Here is a 17827-nt window from a genome sequence, read left to right on the forward strand (position 1 = left end):
TTGCTCAGATGTCATCCGTACGGCGGCGTACGGTGTGCTCGTCGAGGGCCTGCCGCAGACGATCGTCGGGCCAGTCCTCGGCGAGGGCCTGGCGGACCAGGTCGGCCTGGGTCCGGGGAGCGAGGCCACCGATCGGCTGGTCCCGGTCCAGGTTGGTCGGGAAAGCGTAGCCCTCGGCGCTCGCGGCGATGACGTTGTCCAGATCGAAGGCGTCATCGTGCCGCAGAGTACGCAGTACGGGATAGAGGGTGACCGCCATCCGGACCCGGTCGACGCTTTCCATCGCCCGGCCGAACGCGGACGAGACCTGCAGCAGGTTCGCCATCCGCAGGATGTCCGTGGAGTGGTTGCTGCCGGCGGCGTGGAACAACGCGGGGTTGAAGAACACCGCATCTCCCTTGGCCAGCGGTAACTGCACGTGATGGGCGACGAAGTGCGCGCCGAATTCCGGCCGCCGCCAGGCGAGGTAGCCGAGCTCGTACTTGTGCGAATGCGGCAGGTACAGCGTCGGTCCGCTCTCCACCGGCATGTCACAGTGCGCGACCGCCCCTTGCAGCGTCAGCACGCTGGACAGCTTGTGCACATGAGCAGGGTAATGAGCCGCGACCTCGTCCGACTGGAATCCGAGGTGATAGTCACGATGCACCGTCTGACCTTCACCTCCTGGATTCACCACGTTCACCTGAGACGTGACCTGGTACGCCGGACCGAGCCAAGCCGTCGCCGCCCAGGCCAGCAGCTCGTTGGAGTAGTAGGCGGCGAACACCTCGGGTGCCCTGATCGCCAACTTCTCCAAGGCGTTCCAGACCCGGTCGTTCGCGCCGGGTTTCGCGAAGTGGTCGCCGGCCGCCGCACCGGCCCGGTGCTGGTCCTCGATCATCGCGGTGAACTCAGCGGTCGCGGCGTCGACCACTTTCTTGCCGAAGGCACCTTTCAGGACGACGATGCCGGGCCCGTCGCTGAACGCTCGGGCGAACTCGGCCTGCACCTGACGCGGGTCCTCCTTGCGGATCCGCGCGGCGTCGTACACGAGCACCTGTTGCTCGACCTCGTCCGCGAACGGGTAGTCGGCCGGGTCGGTGCGATCCTCGAGAACGGTCAGCAGATCATCCAGGCGCACGTCGTCGGGGTTCAGCCAGGTCATCGATGACTCCTTGCTGGGGGAGCGGTCGTGGTGCGGGACACGAGGTGCGGCGTCACCACTTCTTCGGTCGGGTCGGTGTTCGTGGTCAGCCGGGCGATGGCCCGCTGGGTGGTCAGCTCGGCCAGGGCGGTGGTGTGCTGGGCGATGGTGGTGAGGCCGATGTGGGACAGGCCGGCGATGGTGGTGTTGTCGTAGCCGACCACCGAGAGGTCGCCCGGCACCTCCACCGACGACTGGCGGATCGTGTCCAGGAAGCCTGTCGCCGCGCGGTCGTTGAAGATCGTCACCGCCGTGACCGGTGGTGAGTCGTTCAAGAAGTTCTTGGCCGCGTCGGCTCCGTCGGCCTCGGTGCGCCCGCCCGGCTCGACGAGTGGCGTGAGTCCGGCCTTCCGCATGGCCGCGCGATAGCCGGTACGCCGCTCCGCCGCACCCGGGAACTTCGCCCCATCGATGTGCAGGATGCGCGAATGGCCCAGTGACAGAAGGTGTTCGACCGCCAGTCGCGAGCCGGCCGTGTCATCTGTTCGTACTACGTCGACGCCTGCCGCCCGCACCTTCCGGCCAACCACGATGACGGGTTGTGACTCCGCCAGTGCGGCCAATGCGGCCTGGGAGAGCTGCGGGCCGAGCAGCACCAGCGCCTCGCAGCGGTAGTCCAGCAACGACTGCACTGCGCGCGCCTCGTTGCGGGACGGCGCGACAGCGCTAAGTGCGAGGTCGTAGCCAGCAGTCTCGGCCGCCAAGTACAACGCCTCCACCAGATCACCGTGGAAAGGCGCCTGTACGTCGAACGTCACGCCCAGCAACCGTGTCCGGCTGCGACCGAGCAGACGCGCCCGGTGATCGGGGCGGTAGCCGAGTTCGTTGCCTGCGGCCAACACCCGCGCCCTGGTCGCCTCGCTCGCCCCCGGTGCTTCGCGGTACACGATCGAGACGAGTGCCCGCGACACTCCCGCCAGCCGGGCCACGTCCTCCATCGTCGCGGGACGATCCCCCCGGCCTGCCACTCGATACCCCCAAGGTGGTGCGGAAACGAATCCGGCGGACAACTCTTGACGGGCCCATCAAACCAGTGTTCGCTAGCTCGTGACTAGAGCGCTCTAGTAATAGTTGCTCGTCACAACGGGAACTCACACCTCCTGAGGGGCACCCGTCCCGAGGGCACACGTCATGAGGGGATCGACCGCCATGCGTACCGATCACGGGCTGCAAGTCATCCGGATCGCGCTGATCGGCGCGGGCCGGATCGGCACCATGCACGCGGGCAACATCGCCCGCCGGGTCCCGGCCGTCGAGCTGGCCGCGGTGGTGGATCCGCGCACCGACGCGGCCGAGAGCCTCGCGGCGCAGTACGGCGCCAGAGCCGCCGACCTGGACGACGTGCTGAAGGATCCCGACATCGACGCTGTCGCGATCACCTCGATCGCGGCCGCGCACAGCGACTTGGTGGTCCGCGCGGCCGAGGCGGGCAAGGCGGTCTTCTGCGAGAAGCCTGCCTCGCTTGAGCTGGCCGAGATGGACCGCGCGATCGAGGCCACCGAGAAGGCCGGGGTGACCTTCCAGGTCGGCTTCAACCGCCGCTTCGCCGCCGACTTCGCGGCCGCTCATGACGCGATCGTGCGGGGCGACATCGGTACGCCGCAGCTGATGCGCTCGGTCACCCGCGATCCCGGCCGGCCCGGCGGACTGGCCAACGGGGCCACCATCAAGCCCTGGACGATCTTCCGCGAAACGCTGATCCACGACTTCGACACGTTGCTCTGGCTCAACCCGGGCGCCGAGCCGATCGAGGTCTACACCCGCGCCGACGCGCTGGTCGCCCCGCAGTACAAAGACAGTGGGCTGATCGACACGGCCGCGGTGATGCTGACTTTCGCCAACGGGGCGATCGCGACCGCGGAGGCGAGCTTCTCCGCCCTCTACGGGTACGACGTGCGCGGCGAGGTGTTCGGCTCGAAGGGCATGGTGACCGCCGGGCGGCACGCGAGCAGCCCGATGGAGCTCTACGGCGAGCACGGCATCAGCCGGCAGACGCTGCGCAGCGACGAGGAGATGTTCGTCGACGCGTACGTCGCCGAGCTCGCCCAGTTCGCCGACGCGATCCGGACCGGCGCGACTCCACCGGTCACCGGCCACGACGCCCGCAACGCGCTGCGGATCGCACTGGCTGCGATGAAGTCCCACGAGGAGCACCGCCCCGTCCAGTTGCACGAGTTCGCATGAGGCTGGCCGTCTGTGCGGAGATGGTCTTCACGGACCTCCCGTTCGTCAGCAGGGTCGAACGCATCCACGAGCGCGGTTTCGACGTCGAGATCTGGGGCCATCCGGGTAAGGACATCGACGCACTGGTGCGGACGGGCGCGACGTTCTCGTCGATGACCGGCTACGTCAGTGGTTCGCTCACGCACGATCAGGACGAGCTGCTGAAGACCGCCGAGCAGTCGATCGAGGTGGCGCACCGGCTGGGGTGTCCGCGACTCAACCTGCACGGCACGGAGCTGGGGGAAGGTGGGTTGCCGGTCGTACCGCAGTACGAGGTGACCGGCGAGATGTGGCTGACCGCGGCGCGCACCTTGACCAAGCTGGCCGAGCTCGGCGCCGCCCACGATGTGATGTTCGTGCTGGAAAATCTCAATACCGAGGTCGATCACCCGGGCGTGCCGTTCGCGAAGGCTGCCGACACGCTGGCGTTGGTCAAGGCCGTCGACCATCCGAACCTGCGCCTGATGCTCGACCTGTACCACGCTCAGATCGGCGAGGGGAATTTGATCGCCCTGCTCCGGAAGGCGGCGCCGTACCTCGGCGAGATCCAGGTGGCCGACGTACCGGGGCGGTGTGAACCGGGTACTGGCGAGATCAACTATCCGGCCGTGGTGGCAGCCGTGCGGGAGCTCGGTTATGCGGGTCCGGTCGGGCTGGAAGCCTTTGCCCACAGCGACAGCGAGCTCGCGTTGCGGCGGTTCGCCGACGTGTTCAGTAAGGCAGAGATCTGATCAAATCCGTGCTCCGACTCGACGGTGCGCCTCCGACACCCCAAGATGTGCCCATGAGCACCGTCCAGGTCACCGTTGATCGCACCAGTCGCACGCCGCTCCACGTTCAACTAGCGCAGCAGCTCGAGGCGGCAATCCAGGGCGGTGAGCTGCCGGTCGGTTCCCGGCTCAGCAACGAGGTGGACCTTGCCGAGGCGTACGGCCTCAGCCGCCCTACTGTGCGGCAGGCGATCGCCCGGCTGGTCGACCAGGGCCTCCTGGTTCGCAAGCGCGGCGTAGGCACGCAGGTCGTCGGCAACTCGGGACAGGTACGCCGCAGCCTCGAACTCACCAGCCTGTACGACGATCTCGCCGCGGCGCACCGCAAGCCCGAGACCGAAGTACTGCGCTTCGGTATCGTCCCTGCGAGCGCAGACGTCGCCACAGCTCTCCAATGCGAGCAGGGCGATCGCGTACTCCGCTTGGAGCGGCTCCGCCGCGCTGACGGCGAACCGCTGGCCCTGATGCGCAACTGGCTGCCGCCGGAGATGCTCGACACGGACCCGAACACCCTGGCGGAGCGCGGGCTCTATGAGTTGCTGCGGGCCGAGGGGGTGCGGCTGAAGGTCGCACACCAGACCATCTCCGCGCAGCCGGCCACAACAGAGCAAGCCCGGCTCCTGTCGGAGGAGCCGGGCTCACCCTTGCTGGCGACCACACGGATCACCTACGACGACCACGGACGTGCGGTGGAGTACGGGTCCCACCTGTTCCGCGCTTCCCGCTATGCCTTCGAACACACCCTCGTCCACCGCTGATCCACCCCTCAGAAGACCAGCGGCGGACGAGAGAGCCAGTGCCTACCTGGTGCCGGCTTATCTGGTGCCGGCACTAGGTAAGCCGGCCTATCGGGTGCCGGTGCCCGGGAACTTCCAGGCCTTGTTGGCGGCCATCGCCAGCAACTGTTCCGTGGTGAAGACGGGCTTCACCCGGGTGTGCTTGGCACCCTTCTCCTCTGGGCCGTTGTACGCGGTCATGCTGATCATCCGGCCGTCCGGGTAGTGAATCTCGACGCGGTTCGAGATCACCCCGTCCTTGGCCTGCCGGGCGTCGCTGTACGTGGGGGAGTTCTTCTCCCAGCCCACCACGTAGCCGTCCCGGACCTCGCAGACGGTCGTCGAGCGTTCCGAGGTGCACTTGGTGACCGGCACCTCGCGCGTCACGAAAGCGTCGACTCGCGCCAGGCCCTTGCCGTCATTGACGAGGTAGGCCGCGCCGTTGTGGCCCTCGGTTCCGCCGCCCCAGCTCTCGGGCCGACTGAGGGACAGGCCGGCCGGCAACACCTTCTTGAGCGTCTGCAGGGTCTGCAGCGCCGGTACACCCGGCTTGCCGGCGCCAGGATCCTTCGGGTTCGGTTTGGCCGGACCCGACGGCTGCGCGATCGGCTTCGCCGGGAAGCGCCAGAGCGGGCTGTCCGCGATCTTGGTCAGCTGGGCGATGCTCAGGGCCGGCGTCGCCCTGGTGGCCGTCGACTCCTTCTCGGCCATGGCGTTGAAGCTCGTCAACGAGACCGTCTCGGTGCCGGCCCGCTGGACGGTGAGGCGGTTGAAGAGAACCCCACCGGGGTTGTTGCCCTTGTCGTACACCGGCTCGTTCTCGAAGGCGGCGAGCTTGGATCCGTCCGGCCGGGTGACGCACCGGTCCGTCTTCGGCGCGATGCAGGGCGTGTAGACACCGGGCCCCGACACTCGCACGGTGAGCTGGGTTATCGCCTTGCCGTCATTGACGTACGCCCTCAGCGCGATTCCGAACTCGTCCGCGTCGGCAACGCTCTTTTCCAGCAGCAGCTTGGGCGGCAGGAGTTTGACGAGAGTCTTCAGCGACTCCTCCGGCGTGACCGGTTTCGCCACGGGCGCGTTGGCCTTGGTGGTCGCCTGGCTGGTCGTAGTACTGGCAACTGGCGGGCGGGCGTCCTTGGCGAAGAGTTGGCTGCCGCCGATGACCACGCCGGCAGTGGCAAGTACGGCGGTCGCGCCGCTGAGGCTGAGCAAGGCGGTCCGGCGGCGGCGCAGGGTGGCTCCTCGGCGCATACCGCGTTCGACCAGGTCGCTGGACTCGGGCTCGAGGTTCTCGGTGGCGCGGCGCATCAGCTCGGGCAGGGTGTCGTTCAGTTCTGTCATCGGGAGTTCCTTCTGGTCAGAGGACGATCAGGTGGTCGGCGTCCGCGCCCAGCACGGCGCGCAGCCGGTCCAGGGCACGAGACGTTCTGGTTCTGATCGCCCCGGCGTTCTTGCCGAGATCCAGCGCGACCTGTTCGACGCTGCGATCTTCGAAGAACCGCAGCACCAGCACCGCACGGTCGAGCGGCGACAGTTCCGCCAGCGCGTTCTGCAGCGAGATCCGCAACGCCGGGTCACCCGGTCGCTCGGCCCGCTCGGGCATCGACGCGACCGGCTGCTCGCCCCAGCTACGCCGGCGACGTTGCGAGATGAACGTCCTGGCCAGCACGGTCTGCGCGTACGCCGACGGGTTGTCGATCCGCTGCACACCCCGCCAGGCCCGGAACATCTTCGCCAAGGTCTCCTGCACCAGGTCCTCGGCGTGGTGCCGGTCACCGGTCAGCAGCCAGGCCGTCCGGTACAGCTGCGCGGTTCGCGCTCTGGCGAACTCCTCGAAGTCCTCGTCCGTCGCTCTCATCCCGGCCTCTCCGTCGTGGTCTCACCTCTACGACGCCCCACCCCAGCCCTCCCGTTACACCCCGAGTCTCCTCGCCCGCCCGTCCACCCCCGAGTCTCCTCGCCCGCCCGTCCGCCCCCGGCCCTCCATCCACCCGGCCCATCCACCCGGCCCATCCACCCGACCCATCCACCCGACCCATCCACCCGGCTCCGGCCCACCCGCCCTCGGCCCACCCGTTCGCCCCGCACTGGCTCGCCAGCATCCGCCTTCCGCCTCGCCTGTCGCCTTTCGGGGGTCAACCCCCGAAAAGGTGGGTTGCCACCCCTGAATCCGGGGTGGCAACCCACCAGCTGAGGGGTTGACCCCCGAAAGGGGGACCGGCGGGGACGGGACCGAGGGGTGCGCGGTTGCAGGAAGCTGCAACGGGGTGGACCGGGTGGTGAGCGGATGGATACGGTGGGTGAACCCGTCGCATGTGAGGGTTATCCACAGGCGGCCGGGGCCGGGGTGGCGCCGGTGGTCTCCGGATTGACAGGATGTGTCGCTCAGGGTGACCGCCCAGGTCGCCGGACGACACGCACACGGGGAGACGATGACAGCCGACAGACTTGCCCCGCGCCGGTCCGGCTGGAACGGTGCGGTCGAGCTGATCGACGCCCAGGTCCGCGACGTGGTCCGGCGCGAGGGCATCGACCCGCTGCGCAACCCGGGCGCCGTCAACGCGATCGTCGCGACGGTCGTCAAGGAGTACGACGAACGCAGCCTGACCGGGATCGTGCCACCGATCGGCGACCTGGAGGCGGTCAGCCGCGAGGTGCACGACCGGGTGGCCGGCTTCGGCCCGCTGCAGCGCTATCTCGACGACCCGGCCGTCGAGGAGATCTGGATCAACGAGCCGAGCCGCGTCTTCATCGCCCGCGACGGCCGGCACGAGCTGACCACCACGGTGCTGACCGAGGAGGAGGTCAGCGACCTGGTCGAGCGGATGCTGAAGACCACCGGCCGGCGGATCGACGTCTCGCAGCCGTTCACGGACGCGCGGCTGCCCGACGGCAGCCGGGTGCATATCGTGCTCGGCGGCATCACCCAGCGGTATGCAGCGATCAACATCCGCAAGTTCACTGTCCGCGCCACCCGGCTGGCCGATCTGGTCGCGCTCGGCTCATTGACGCCGCACGCCGCCGCAGTGCTCGACGCGGCCGTCGCCTGCGGCCTCAACATCCTGGTCTCCGGCGGCACCCAGGCAGGTAAGACGACGATGCTGAACGCGTTGTCCGGGTCGATCCCCGGCAGCGAGCGGGTGATCAGCTGCGAAGAGGTCTTCGAGATCAAGCTGCCGATCCCCGACTGGGTCTCGATGCAGACCCGGCAGGCCGGTCTCGAAGGGACCGGCGAGGTGCGGCTGCGCGATCTGGTCAAGGAATCGCTGCGGATGCGTCCTTCCCGGGTGATCGTCGGGGAGGTGCGCGGTGAGGAGTGCCTCGATCTGCTCCTAGCTCTCAACAGTGGTTTGCCGGGCATGTGCACGATCCATGCGAACTCGGCGCGTGAAGCGCTGACCAAGATGTGCACACTGCCGTTGCTGGCCGGGGAGAACATCGGCTCACGGTTCGTGCTGCCGACCGTCGCGGGCTGCGTCGACCTCGTCGTCCATCTCGGCATCGGTCACGACGGTCAGCGCCGGGTGCGCGAGATCGTCGCGGTGAGCGGCCGGATCGAGGAGCAGGCGATCGAGACCGAGAGCCTGTTCTCCACGATCGACGGTCAGTTGCGCCGGGCCGAAGGTCAGCTGCCGCATCCCGACCGCTTCATCCAAGCCGGGTACTCGCCGTCCGGGCTGCTCACCGAACTACCGCGGGGAGTGGGCTGATGGGACTCCTGCTCGGCCTGTTCTTCGGTATCGGCATATTGCTGATCTGCTGGAGTTTCCTCTCGCCACGCGAGAGCAAGGCCAACACCGACGGCCGGCTCACCACGCGCAGCCGCGAGTTGCTCGCCGCCGCCGGGGTGGAGGGCGTGACGCCGGCGGCGTTCATCGGGGCTTGCTTCCTCACCGGGTTCGTCGCGTTCGTGCTGATGTTCCTCGTCTCGGCCGCGTTGCCGATCGGGCTGGTTTTCGGGCTGATGGCCGGTGGGTTGCCGGTCGCCTTGCTCAAGAGCCGCGCGCGCAAACGGCTGTCCGAATTCCGCGAGCTCTGGCCCGATGTGGTCGACAACATCGCGTCCGCAGTACGGGCCGGGTTGTCTTTGTCCGAGGCGCTCGCGCAAGTCGGGGAACGTGGGCCGTTGCCGTTGCGGGAGCCGTTTCGGCGGTTCGGCGCGGACTATGCGTCGACCGGCCGCTTTGCGGATTCGCTGGATCGGTTGAAGGCGCGGCTCGCCGACCCGGTCGGCGATCGGGTGATCGAGGCGTTGCGGATCGCGCGTGAGGTCGGCGGTGGAGATCTCGGCCGGCTGTTGCGATCGCTGTCGAGCTTCCTGCGCGATGATGCGCGGACCAGATCGGAGTTGGAAGCGCGACAGTCCTGGTCGGTCAATGGTGCTCGCGTCGCGGTGGCCGCGCCTTGGCTGGTGCTGGCGATGCTTTCGTTCCAGGGCGACGTGATCCAGCGGTACAACTCGCCGGTCGGTGCCGTGGTCATCGGGGTCGGCGCTGTCGTCTGCGTGATCGCTTATCGGCTGATGTTGCGCATCGGTCGGTTGCCTGAGCCGGAGCGGGTGCTGCGATGAGTCCGATGGTGCTGGGCGCATTCCTCGGCGCACTGCTCGGCGGTGGTCTGCTGCTGGTACTGCGACGCCTGCCGTTCCTGCGCAAGCCGTCTGTCGACGACCGCATCGGGCCGTACCTGCGGGACCTCGGTGGCGGGACGGATGTCTTTGCCGGTGTGGTGGCCTCGGGGTCGCCGTTTTACGCGATCGTTCGGCTCTTCGGTCCTTCGCTGCGGGCCGGTGCGGTGCGGCTCGAGCGGATCCTCGGTGGGGCGGCGTCGATCCGGCGACGGCTGGGGCGGGCCGGAATCGACCGTACCGTTGAAGAATTCCGGATCGAGCAGGTGCTGTGGGGTGCTGCCGGGTTCGGGGTCGGTCTGCTGACTGCTTTGATCGCGCTGTCGCTGGGCGCCGGCAACCCGATTGGTCTGCTGGTGCTTTGCGGCTTCCTCGCAGTGATCGGCGTACTGGCTCGGGACACGTATCTGACCAGCCAGGTGACGCGTCGCGAACGCCGGCTGCTGGCGGAATTGCCTACCGTCGCTGAGCTGCTGGCCTTGTCGGTCGCCGCCGGTGAAGGTCCTGCTGCCGCGCTCGACCGGGTCGCGAGATCGTGCCGCGGCGAACTGGCCGACGAACTGCAACGAGTGCTGTCCGAGACGCGCGCGGGTGATCCGTTGGTGCGCGCCCTGGACGCGTTGGCGGATCGCAGCGGGCTGGTCGCGCTGTCCCGCTTCGCCGACGGTCTGGCGGTCGCGCTCGAACGCGGTACGCCGCTGGCCGACGTACTGCGCGCGCAGGCGGGCGACATCCGGGAAGCGAGCCGGCGTGAGCTGATCGAGTCGGGTGCCCGCCGCGAGGTCGCCATGATGATTCCGGTGGTGTTTCTCGTGCTCCCGGTGACCATTGCCTTCGCCTTCTATCCAGGCGCTGTCGGGATCCGGCTGATCGCCGGGTGAATTGAGGAGATGCCATGTCACTGCTGATGACCAGACTGTTCGTAGCCCTGGTGACCAAGCCCAGACCCGCCGAGAAGGAACGCGGCGACGTACCGGGCTGGGTCCTGATCACCGTCATGACCGCCGGTCTGGTGGTCGCCATCTGGACCCTGGCCGCCGACCAACTCAAAGAGATGCTCCAAAAAGCCTTGGACTCAGTCGCCAACAAGTGACTTCACCCCACCCCGCAAACCTCCGCGTCCCGCCTCACCCGCCGGACGCGGACCAAACACGCGTTGTACGGCGGCGCCGCGGGGAAGCGGGTGCCGCGGTGGTCGACTTTGTGATGGTTTCTGTGGTGGTGGTGCCGTTGTTTCTGGGGATTTTGCAGGTCGGGTTGTTCTTGTATGTCCGGAACACGATCACGGCGGCGGCTTCCGAAGGGGCGCACTACGCGGCGGTGCTGAATCGGGAGCCGGGGGATGGGGAGGCGCGGACGCGGGAGTTGGTGAACGGGGTGGTTCGCGGTGAGTTGATTGACTCGATCGAGGGGCAGTCGACGGACGTGAACGGCCAGCCCGGGGTAGTGGTGGTGGTGAAGGCGCACATGCCGCCGCTCGGGTTGTGGGGACCGGGCATCGAGTTCACCGTCGAAGGGCACGCGATCAAGGAGACCGGCGAATGATCCGGCGGTCGCGTCGGTGGCGCTCGTCGTGCGAGGGCCGTCGGTTGCGTGAGGCCCGCTTGTCGCGCGAGGGGCGGTGGTCGGGTGAGGCCCGTTTGTCGCGTGTGCAGGATGAGCAGGGTAGTGCGGTGGTGGAGTTTTCCTGGCTCGCCTTGCTTCTGCTGGTGCCGCTGGTCTACGTGATGCTTGGGGTGTTTGACGTCCAGCGAGCCTCGTACGGCGCGACTGCCGCGACTCGTGCGGCCGGACGCGCCTTCATCATCGTGCCGGCCGGGTTGTCGGAGGACGACGCCCGGGCGCGCGCCTTCGAGGCCGCTCGACTTGCCATGAAGGACCAGGGGATGGACCTCAGCTCGGAGCAACTGAAGATCACCTGCAGTCCCGCCTGCCTGGAGCCGGGCTCCACCGTCACCGTCGAACTGGACGCCGAAGTACCCCTGCCACTTATCCCCGACGCGCTTGGTGGAGAGCGTCCCGCGATCCACGTCAGCGCCTCGCACACCGAGCCATACGGCGACTACCGCGAAGCCAAGGGCACCGGATGAAACTCCAGCCACGAAGGAAGCATGGTGAGCAGGGGCAGATGACGGTGCTGATCATCGGTTTCGCCGCCATCGTCTTGATGATGATCATCGTGGTCACCGACATCTCGAAGGTGTTCCTGGTCCGGCGGGACCTCGACGCGACAGCCGACGGCGCGGTGCTTGCCGCCGCCAACGGATTGGCCGCGATCTACGCCCAACCAGGTGCCGGAGGCAACGCCGCGATCGATCCCGAAGAGGCGCGGCGGCTGACCGCGGAGTACTTGGACGCCGTCGGAGCGGACAACCGCTTCTCCGGCCTGGACTGGTCCGCCGACGTCACCGGAACCACCGTGACCGTCACCTTGTCGTCCTCGGTCGACCTCCCGTTCGAACCACCCGGCTGGCCGGGCAGCACCGACATCGACGCGGACGCCGCCGCCGTAGTGCCGATCCGCTGAACAACCACCGGCCGCGCCGGCCGGTGGCACGACCGAGCGGGCCGCGGTCGCAGTACGGCGCGAAGTACCAGCCGCCGAAGTGACTGCAGTAGCAGCCGATCTCGCATCAGCGGATGGCGCGGGTGAACTGTTCGCGGCTGTCGGCGAGCTGGACATCCTGGTGAACAACCTCGGCATCTTCGGCGCGAAGCCGGTGCTGGAGATCGACGACGACGAGTGGCGCCGGTACTTCGAGGTGAACGTGCTGTCGGCGGTCCGGCTGATCCGGCACTACCTGCCGGGCATGATGGAGCGCGGCTTCGGCCGGGTGATGAACATCGCCAGCGACTCGGCCGTGGTTACCCCGCTGGAGATGGTCCACTACGGCGTCACAAAGACAGCTCTGCTTGCCGTGACCCGCGGGTTTGCGAAGGCGGCCGCCGGTACCGGTGTCACCGTGAACTCGGTGATGGCCGGTCCGACCCACACGCCGGGCGTCGAGGAGTTCGTCGGCGAGCTGGTCGGGGACGAGCTTCCGTGGGACGAGGCGCAGCGACAGTTCATGAAGGAGCACCGGCCGTACTCGCTGATCCAGCGCCTGATCGAACCGCCGGAGATCGGCAACCTGGTCGTCTACCTGAGCTCCGACCTGGCCTCGGCGACCACCGGCGGCGCCATCCGCGTCGACGGCGGCTACATCGACTCGATCCTGCCGTAGCACCACCGGCGCCGAGCCTGCGTCGCACCACCGGCCGAGCCTGCGACGCACCACCGGCCGAGCCTGCGTCGGCGAGGTCGGCTGTGGCCGGAGATCACTCCCGTACTTCGGGTCCGAGGTCGAACCGGATTCCGGCCCGCAGCATCGTCGTGGCGGACAGGCCGATCAGGTCGCGGAAAGTTTCGCTGAAGTGGGACGGGGTCGCGAACCCGGCATCAATGGCGGAACGTGTGAGGTCGTGCCCAGCGACCGTGTCGCGGATCGTGGCGATCATCCGGTTCCACCGCTGATACCCGCGGAACGAAGTGCCGCACTGCCGACTGAACAGGCGAAGGAAATGGGTGGTGGACAGACCCAGTTCCGCGGCGATCTGCTCGGCGCGGAAGGTCCGGGCCGGGTCGCTGCGAATGGCGGCGGCCACACGCTCGATGCGTGGATCCACGACCGGTACCGGGGCGGCGACCGCTCGGGCGTAGATGCGTTCCGGCTCCACGCGCTCGGCACGACAGAGCTCGATCAGCTCCCGCTCCCGCCGGTGGTGAAGGCCGAAGGGTCCGGCGGCCTTCGTCATCACGTCGGCGATCACGGTGGCGGGCGCACTCGCCGGATCGACGAACAACGTCAAGATCCATCCCTCGGTAGCGACGGCGCGCTGGGTCGTGCGGGCGGGGGCGAAGGAACTGCCGGTGCGGATCTGCCCGTAGGCATCGGTATGGAGGACGAGTGGCGCGTCCAGCCCGACGGTGAGCATCGCGACCGAGGGAGCGTGCGGCTCCACACCGAGATCCGGGCCGATGTAACCGACGTGCCCGGGCCGCATCCAGGCCACGGGCGTCCGCTGCGCACCGCAGATTTCCGAAAGCGCACCGGTCGTCACGGCTGCCAGGGTAGCGCCAGGCCGACTGGAACCCAGCGGCCGACGAGGAGCACCAGGCTCGACCCGGAGGACACATCATGCGAGGCAAAGTTCCCCTGCGAATGCGGATTCTGTCGGCACTCACCCCTGCGCCGGACTGGGATTCGATCACCCCGGCGCAGGTCATCGAGTACCGCGAGGCGTTGAACCGCAAGCGCCGTTCCGTCCTGTCCGGGCTCGTCACCGGTCGTCCCGATCGCGGCGCGCGCATCACGACCCACGCCCTCGAACTGCCGGGGCGTCAGCTGGACGTCCGCGTGTACCAACCCGAGCGAGGCGGTTCGGGGTTGCCGTTGATCATCGCGTTCCACGGCGGCGGTTTCATCACCGGTACGCCGGATCAGGACGACTGGTTGCTCACTCATCTCGCGGCCAACTGCCCGGCCGTGGTCGCATCGGTCGACTATCGGCTGGCCCCCGAGCACCCGCTGCCGGCGGCTGTCGACGACGCGTACGACGCGATGCCTCGCCTCGTCGCGGAAGCCGCGCGATGGGGAGCTGATCCGGATCGGGTCGTTGCCCTCGGCTCCAGTGCGGGAGCCACGCTCGCAGCTCTCACTGCGATCCGCGCAGTCGAGTTGGGCACCCCGTTGCAGGCCCAGGTGCTGATTAATCCGCAGCTTGACTGGACCGACAGCGTCTTCCAGTTCCCTTCGTTCACTGAGAACGCGGACGCGCCAACCGCCACACCGGGCAACTGCCGTGCGGTGCAGCGCATCGCGATTCCCGCATCCTTCGATGCCCGGACGATTTCACCGTTGAGACATGACAATCTTGCGGGGTTGCCCCCGGCCCTCATCCAGTCCGCGGGTCTGGACACCCTGGAGGACCAGGCACCGGCCTTCGCCGAGCGGCTGCGACAGGCGGATGTCGACGTGACGATGACGCGCTATCCGCAAGCCACCCACGCGTTTCTGAGCATGTCGGGCGTGGTCCCCGCGGCCCAGCCCGCCCGCGCCGAAATACTCACCTTCCTGCGAAGTCACCTGCTGAACCACTCGGACGCACCAGCCCGGTAAACCCGACTACGGTGCGGGGGCCGGTGCGCCGTCCGCGTCGACCGAGACGGGCCCGTACTCCGCTCCGTCGCCGGCGACCTCGTCATCCGACGCCCGCCAGCCGGTCCGGCAGCTGTAGGCGGAGCAGATGAACGGCTGGCCGCACCTTCGGCTCAGCCCGACGTTGTACGTCGACGACGCCGCGGCCGGCGCCATCGCCGGGCAGCTGACGAGCAGTTGGCTGACCTTCGGCTCAGCAGCAGCCGGGGCGGCTGCTCAGTTGCTGTAGACGGTTGGGTTGTCGTGCAACCACTGGGTGAAGGTGCGGGCCGGGTGGCCGGTGAGGAGTTCGACGGTGGGCTCCAGCGGATGCGGGCTGCCGACGCGGGACGCCCAGTACGCCATGAGTGACGCGAGCTGCGCCGGGTTGCGCATGGTGCTCGCCATTTCCTCGAAGGCCTGCTCGGGAGTGAGCTCGACAACCTCGACAGGTACGCCGGTGACTTCGGTGATGAGCCCGAGTTGGTGGCGGCGGGTCATCGACTCGGGGCCGGTCATCGGATAGGCGGCACCGTCGTGCGCACCACCGGGACCATCCAGCAGGACCTTGAGCGCCACATCGGCGATGTCCTGCTCGTGGATCGGGGCTTCTTCGGCGTCCAGGTAGGGCAGCCGGACCTGGCCGGTCGCACGCAGTTGATACGACCAGTAGGTGGCGTTCGACATGAAGGTCCCGGGCTGCAGCCGAGTGGTCACGTAGTCCCCACCCGCGATGACACGCTCCGCGCCAACATGCGGGTCACCGCCCACGTCACCCCTACTGCCGCTGCCGCTCCCGCTACTGCCGCTCCCGCCGCTCCCGCTCCCGCTGCCGTTGGTGGCGTCGTCGGCTGCTTGGGCGGACAGTGACGAGAGGAGGACGACCTGTTTGACACCGGCGTTCTCGGCGGTTTCTACGAAGAGTTCGGCGGTGGCCGGGTCGGCGTACAGGAAGACCTGAGTGATGCCGTCGAGGCGTTTGCGAGGGAGACGGGGTGGGCGGGGTCGAGGGCGATGGCACCGGGGAGGTCGGCCGGTTCGCGGCTGGCGACGCGGACGTCACGGCCTTGCGCGACGAGGCCGGCGTGCACCGCGCGGGCGATCTTGCCGCGTCCGCCGGTGATGAGGATCGACATGTACTGACTCCAAAAATGTAGTGACTACAAGAATGGATGAACTAAAGCATGTCGGTCTACGCTGCGTCCATGCAGATGACGCCGGAGCCGGATGGAGCACCCGAGGTGAGGGCGGGGGTGGGCCGGCGGGAGCGGAAGAAGCTGCGGACCCGGCAGGTGATCTCGGACCTGGCGACCGAGATGTTCATCGAGCGCGGCTTCGACCACGTCACCGTCGCGGAAGTGGCAAAGGCCGCCGACGTCGCGGTCCAAACCGTCTTCAACCACTTCCCAGCCAAAGAAGACCTCTTCTTCGACTCCCACGACTGGTGGCAAGGCCCAGCCCAGGTAATCCGCGATACCCCTCTCCCCGAACCACCTTCCGGTGGGGAGGTGGTTGATGCGTTGGAGGGGCATTATCTGGAGGGGATTCGGGGGCGGTTGCGGTCGGGGCAGTTGGCTACCTGGAAGGCGTTTGCGCGGACTATTGAGGAGAGTCCTGCACTACTCGCTCGGCGGCGGAAGAATGCTGAGGAGATGGAGGCGCTGATGGTCGAGGCGCTGTTGGAGCGGGATCCGGGGGTCAGTCCGTTGCTTGCTCAATTGGTCGCGGCGCAGTACGCGGCGGCGCAGAAGGTGCTGGAGGCTGAGCTTGCCCGGCTCCTGCCGGACAACCCGAACGGCGTTCAGGTCGCGCATGTCGAGGAGGCACTGGAGCAGGCGGTTTCCGTGGTCTTTGGAGCCTTGAGGCACGGTCTCCGGCTGTAGAGAGCTGCTGGATTGCTGGCGGGTGGTGGGGAGCGGGTACGCTACTTGGTTGTGGCTGGACCTGATTTTGACGCTGACCTGAAGCAACTCGACGCGACCCTGACCTCGATCGAGAAAGTTCTCGATCTGGAGGGCATGCGCCGCGACATCGCCGACCTCGGCGAGCAGGTCGCCGCGCCCGATCTGTGGAACGACCAGGCCAACGCGCAGAAGGTGACCTCGAAGCTGTCCCGGCTGGAGGCCGACCTCGACCGGGTCACCACGTTGCGCAGCCGGATCGAGGACCTCGGCATCATGGTCGAGATGGGCCGCGAGGAGAACGACGCGGACACCCTGGCCGAGGCGGAGAAGGAGATCGGCTCGCTGTCCAAGGCGGTCCAGTCGCTCGAGGTCCGCACCCTGCTGTCCGGCGAGTACGACGAACGCGAGGCGCTCGTCACCATCCGTTCCGGCGCCGGCGGCGTCGACGCGGCCGACTTCGCCGAGATGCTGCAGCGGATGTACCTGCGCTGGGCCGAGCGGCACGGGTACGGCACCGAGGTCTACGACACGTCGTACGCCGAAGAGGCCGGGCTCAAGTCGACCACGTTCGGCATCAAGGCGCCGTACGCGTACGGCACGTTGAGCATCGAGACGGGCACGCACCGGCTGGTCCGGATCTCCCCGTTCGACAACCAGGGCCGCCGGCAGACCTCGTTCGCCGCGGTCGAGGTGGTCCCGGTGCTGGAGCAGACCGACGAGATCGACGTCCCCGAGGAAGAGCTGCGGATCGACGTGTACCGGTCGTCCGGTCCCGGTGGGCAGAGCGTCAACACCACCGACTCGGCGGTCCGGATCACCCACATCCCGACCGGCACGGTGGTCTCCTGCCAGAACGAGAAGTCCCAGCTGCAGAACAAGGCCTCCGCGATGGTGATCCTGAAGGCCAAGCTGCTGGCGCTGAAGAAGGCCGAGGAGCGGGCCGAGATCGACGCGCTGCGCGGTGACGTGCAGGGTTCGTGGGGCGACCAGATGCGCTCCTACGTGCTGCACCCGTACCAGATGGTCAAGGACCTGCGGACGCTCTACGAGTCGGGCAACACCAGCGGTGTCTTCGACGGCGAGATCGACGAGTTCATCGAGGCCGGCATCCGCTGGCGCCGCACCGGCCAGACTGCCGCCGAGCAGAACTAGCTCCCCGTACGA

At 67.9% G+C, this 17827-nt stretch carries 22 protein-coding genes; 15 read left to right on the forward strand and 7 right to left on the reverse strand.

Annotated features, from left to right (window positions below; translation table 11 throughout):
* Positions 1-4: 4 nt before the first annotated feature.
* Positions 5-1144, reverse strand: coding sequence for a phytanoyl-CoA dioxygenase family protein (locus tag ACQPYM_RS10110; RefSeq protein ID WP_433018287.1), 1140 nt, complete (start codon positions 1142-1144; stop codon positions 5-7).
* Positions 1141-2121: a LacI family DNA-binding transcriptional regulator gene (locus ACQPYM_RS10115; RefSeq protein WP_433018290.1), complete on the reverse strand. Its 981-nt coding sequence runs from the start codon at positions 2119-2121 to the stop codon at positions 1141-1143. The genes ACQPYM_RS10110 and ACQPYM_RS10115 overlap by 4 nt, the downstream gene beginning before the upstream one ends.
* A 211-nt stretch (positions 2122-2332) precedes the next feature.
* Between ACQPYM_RS10115 and ACQPYM_RS10120 the strand changes: the two genes are divergently transcribed.
* The 3 genes from ACQPYM_RS10120 to ACQPYM_RS10130 are packed head-to-tail and all read left to right on the forward strand — an operon-like array spanning position 2333 to position 4934.
* Complete coding sequence (locus ACQPYM_RS10120; RefSeq protein WP_433018293.1) at positions 2333-3367, forward strand: Gfo/Idh/MocA family oxidoreductase; 1035 nt, start codon at positions 2333-2335, stop codon at positions 3365-3367.
* Positions 3364-4137 (forward strand): TIM barrel protein, encoded by a 774-nt coding sequence (locus ACQPYM_RS10125; protein ID WP_433018296.1) that lies wholly within the window; start codon positions 3364-3366, stop codon positions 4135-4137. The genes ACQPYM_RS10120 and ACQPYM_RS10125 overlap by 4 nt, the downstream gene beginning before the upstream one ends.
* 53 nt (positions 4138-4190) lie before the next feature.
* Positions 4191-4934: a GntR family transcriptional regulator gene (locus tag ACQPYM_RS10130; RefSeq protein WP_433018299.1), complete on the forward strand. Its 744-nt coding sequence runs from the start codon at positions 4191-4193 to the stop codon at positions 4932-4934.
* An 87-nt stretch (positions 4935-5021) separates the two neighbouring features.
* On the opposite strand, the gene ACQPYM_RS10135 is transcribed toward ACQPYM_RS10130, so the two are convergent.
* Together ACQPYM_RS10135 and ACQPYM_RS10140 are read right to left on the reverse strand one after the other, a co-directional pair.
* On the reverse strand, positions 5022-6296 hold the full coding sequence (locus tag ACQPYM_RS10135) for a hypothetical protein (protein WP_433018302.1): 1275 nt from the start codon (positions 6294-6296) through the stop codon (positions 5022-5024).
* Positions 6297-6312: 16 nt separating this feature from the next.
* Entirely contained in the window at positions 6313-6813 is a 501-nt protein-coding gene (locus ACQPYM_RS10140; protein ID WP_433018305.1) for a SigE family RNA polymerase sigma factor, read from the reverse strand.
* Between the two features lie 574 nt (positions 6814-7387).
* Between ACQPYM_RS10140 and ACQPYM_RS10145 the strand changes: the two genes are divergently transcribed.
* From ACQPYM_RS10145 to ACQPYM_RS10180, 8 genes are all read left to right on the forward strand, one after another.
* Positions 7388-8665, forward strand: coding sequence for a CpaF family protein (locus ACQPYM_RS10145; RefSeq protein WP_433018308.1), 1278 nt, complete (start codon positions 7388-7390; stop codon positions 8663-8665).
* Positions 8665-9525, forward strand: a complete 861-nt coding sequence (locus tag ACQPYM_RS10150; protein WP_433018311.1) for a type II secretion system F family protein — start codon at positions 8665-8667, stop codon at positions 9523-9525. Before ACQPYM_RS10145 ends, ACQPYM_RS10150 begins: the two co-directional genes overlap by 1 nt.
* Positions 9522-10463, forward strand: coding sequence for a type II secretion system F family protein (locus ACQPYM_RS10155; RefSeq protein ID WP_433018314.1), 942 nt, complete (start codon positions 9522-9524; stop codon positions 10461-10463). Before ACQPYM_RS10150 ends, ACQPYM_RS10155 begins: the two co-directional genes overlap by 4 nt.
* Before the next feature lie 14 nt (positions 10464-10477).
* Positions 10478-10675 carry a hypothetical protein gene (locus ACQPYM_RS10160; RefSeq protein WP_433018317.1) on the forward strand — a complete coding sequence of 66 codons (198 nt, stop codon included), beginning with the start codon at positions 10478-10480 and terminating at the stop codon, positions 10673-10675.
* Positions 10676-10773: 98 nt separating this feature from the next.
* Positions 10774-11127: a TadE family protein gene (locus ACQPYM_RS10165; protein ID WP_433018320.1), complete on the forward strand. Its 354-nt coding sequence runs from the start codon at positions 10774-10776 to the stop codon at positions 11125-11127.
* Positions 11128-11255: 128 nt separating this feature from the next.
* Positions 11256-11672, forward strand: coding sequence for a hypothetical protein (locus tag ACQPYM_RS10170; RefSeq protein ID WP_433018323.1), 417 nt, complete (start codon positions 11256-11258; stop codon positions 11670-11672).
* A 38-nt stretch (positions 11673-11710) separates the two neighbouring features.
* Positions 11711-12109 carry a Tad domain-containing protein gene (locus tag ACQPYM_RS10175; RefSeq protein ID WP_433018325.1) on the forward strand — a complete coding sequence of 133 codons (399 nt, stop codon included), beginning with the start codon at positions 11711-11713 and terminating at the stop codon, positions 12107-12109.
* A gap of 79 nt (positions 12110-12188) precedes the next feature.
* Positions 12189-12806: an SDR family NAD(P)-dependent oxidoreductase gene (locus tag ACQPYM_RS10180; RefSeq protein WP_433018328.1), complete on the forward strand. Its 618-nt coding sequence runs from the start codon at positions 12189-12191 to the stop codon at positions 12804-12806.
* 94 nt (positions 12807-12900) lie between these two features.
* Here ACQPYM_RS10180 and ACQPYM_RS10185 read toward each other — a convergent pair whose 3' ends face one another.
* A complete protein-coding gene (locus ACQPYM_RS10185; protein WP_433018331.1) occupies positions 12901-13683 on the reverse strand; it encodes a helix-turn-helix domain-containing protein in 783 nt (260 codons plus the stop codon).
* 77 nt (positions 13684-13760) lie between these two features.
* On the opposite strand from ACQPYM_RS10185, the gene ACQPYM_RS10190 reads away from it, so the two are divergent.
* Together ACQPYM_RS10190 and ACQPYM_RS10195 are read left to right on the forward strand one after the other, a co-directional pair.
* Positions 13761-14741, forward strand: a complete 981-nt coding sequence (locus tag ACQPYM_RS10190; RefSeq protein ID WP_433018334.1) for an alpha/beta hydrolase — start codon at positions 13761-13763, stop codon at positions 14739-14741.
* A 127-nt stretch (positions 14742-14868) separates the two neighbouring features.
* A complete protein-coding gene (locus ACQPYM_RS10195; RefSeq protein ID WP_433018337.1) occupies positions 14869-15009 on the forward strand; it encodes a hypothetical protein in 141 nt (46 codons plus the stop codon).
* Here ACQPYM_RS10195 and ACQPYM_RS10200 read toward each other — a convergent pair.
* Complete coding sequence (locus tag ACQPYM_RS10200) at positions 14997-15476, reverse strand: hypothetical protein (RefSeq protein WP_433018340.1); 480 nt, start codon at positions 15474-15476, stop codon at positions 14997-14999. The genes ACQPYM_RS10195 and ACQPYM_RS10200 overlap by 13 nt on opposite strands.
* Positions 15477-15673: 197 nt before the next feature.
* Positions 15674-15895 (reverse strand): hypothetical protein, encoded by a 222-nt coding sequence (locus ACQPYM_RS10205; RefSeq protein WP_433018343.1) that lies wholly within the window; start codon positions 15893-15895, stop codon positions 15674-15676.
* Positions 15896-15964: 69 nt separating this feature from the next.
* On the opposite strand from ACQPYM_RS10205, the gene ACQPYM_RS10210 reads away from it, so the two are divergent.
* Positions 15965-16642: a TetR/AcrR family transcriptional regulator gene (locus ACQPYM_RS10210; protein WP_433018346.1), complete on the forward strand. Its 678-nt coding sequence runs from the start codon at positions 15965-15967 to the stop codon at positions 16640-16642.
* Positions 16643-16693: 51 nt separating this feature from the next.
* Positions 16694-17815, forward strand: coding sequence for a peptide chain release factor 2 (gene prfB / locus ACQPYM_RS10215; RefSeq protein WP_433018349.1), 1122 nt, complete (start codon positions 16694-16696; stop codon positions 17813-17815).
* Positions 17816-17827 lie beyond the last annotated feature (12 nt).

The sequence above is a fragment of the Kribbella sp. CA-294648 genome, from assembly GCF_050943845.1.
Classification (GTDB): Bacteria; Actinomycetota; Actinomycetes; order Propionibacteriales; family Kribbellaceae; genus Kribbella.

Bases quoted from the DNA above. Each gene is read 5' to 3' on its own strand.
- ACQPYM_RS10115 (WP_433018290.1), bottom strand. From the start codon at position 2,121: ATGGAGGACGTGGCCCGGCTGGCGGGAGTGTCGCGGGCACTCGTCTCG.
- ACQPYM_RS10150 (WP_433018311.1), top strand. From the start codon at position 8,665: ATGGGACTCCTGCTCGGCCTGTTCTTCGGTATCGGCATATTGCTGATC.
- ACQPYM_RS10140 (WP_433018305.1), bottom strand. From the start codon at position 6,813: ATGAGAGCGACGGACGAGGACTTCGAGGAGTTCGCCAGAGCGCGAACC.
- ACQPYM_RS10205 (WP_433018343.1), bottom strand. From the start codon at position 15,895: ATGTCGATCCTCATCACCGGCGGACGCGGCAAGATCGCCCGCGCGGTG.
- ACQPYM_RS10160 (WP_433018317.1), top strand. From the start codon at position 10,478: ATGTCACTGCTGATGACCAGACTGTTCGTAGCCCTGGTGACCAAGCCC.
- ACQPYM_RS10120 (WP_433018293.1), top strand. From the start codon at position 2,333: ATGCGTACCGATCACGGGCTGCAAGTCATCCGGATCGCGCTGATCGGC.
- ACQPYM_RS10130 (WP_433018299.1), top strand. From the start codon at position 4,191: ATGAGCACCGTCCAGGTCACCGTTGATCGCACCAGTCGCACGCCGCTC.
- ACQPYM_RS10125 (WP_433018296.1), top strand. From the start codon at position 3,364: ATGAGGCTGGCCGTCTGTGCGGAGATGGTCTTCACGGACCTCCCGTTC.
- ACQPYM_RS10175 (WP_433018325.1), top strand. From the start codon at position 11,711: ATGACGGTGCTGATCATCGGTTTCGCCGCCATCGTCTTGATGATGATC.
- ACQPYM_RS10110 (WP_433018287.1), bottom strand. From the start codon at position 1,144: ATGACCTGGCTGAACCCCGACGACGTGCGCCTGGATGATCTGCTGACC.
- ACQPYM_RS10195 (WP_433018337.1), top strand. From the start codon at position 14,869: ATGAACGGCTGGCCGCACCTTCGGCTCAGCCCGACGTTGTACGTCGAC.
- ACQPYM_RS10145 (WP_433018308.1), top strand. From the start codon at position 7,388: ATGACAGCCGACAGACTTGCCCCGCGCCGGTCCGGCTGGAACGGTGCG.
- ACQPYM_RS10155 (WP_433018314.1), top strand. From the start codon at position 9,522: ATGAGTCCGATGGTGCTGGGCGCATTCCTCGGCGCACTGCTCGGCGGT.
- ACQPYM_RS10135 (WP_433018302.1), bottom strand. From the start codon at position 6,296: ATGACAGAACTGAACGACACCCTGCCCGAGCTGATGCGCCGCGCCACC.
- ACQPYM_RS10190 (WP_433018334.1), top strand. From the start codon at position 13,761: ATGCGAGGCAAAGTTCCCCTGCGAATGCGGATTCTGTCGGCACTCACC.
- ACQPYM_RS10210 (WP_433018346.1), top strand. From the start codon at position 15,965: ATGCAGATGACGCCGGAGCCGGATGGAGCACCCGAGGTGAGGGCGGGG.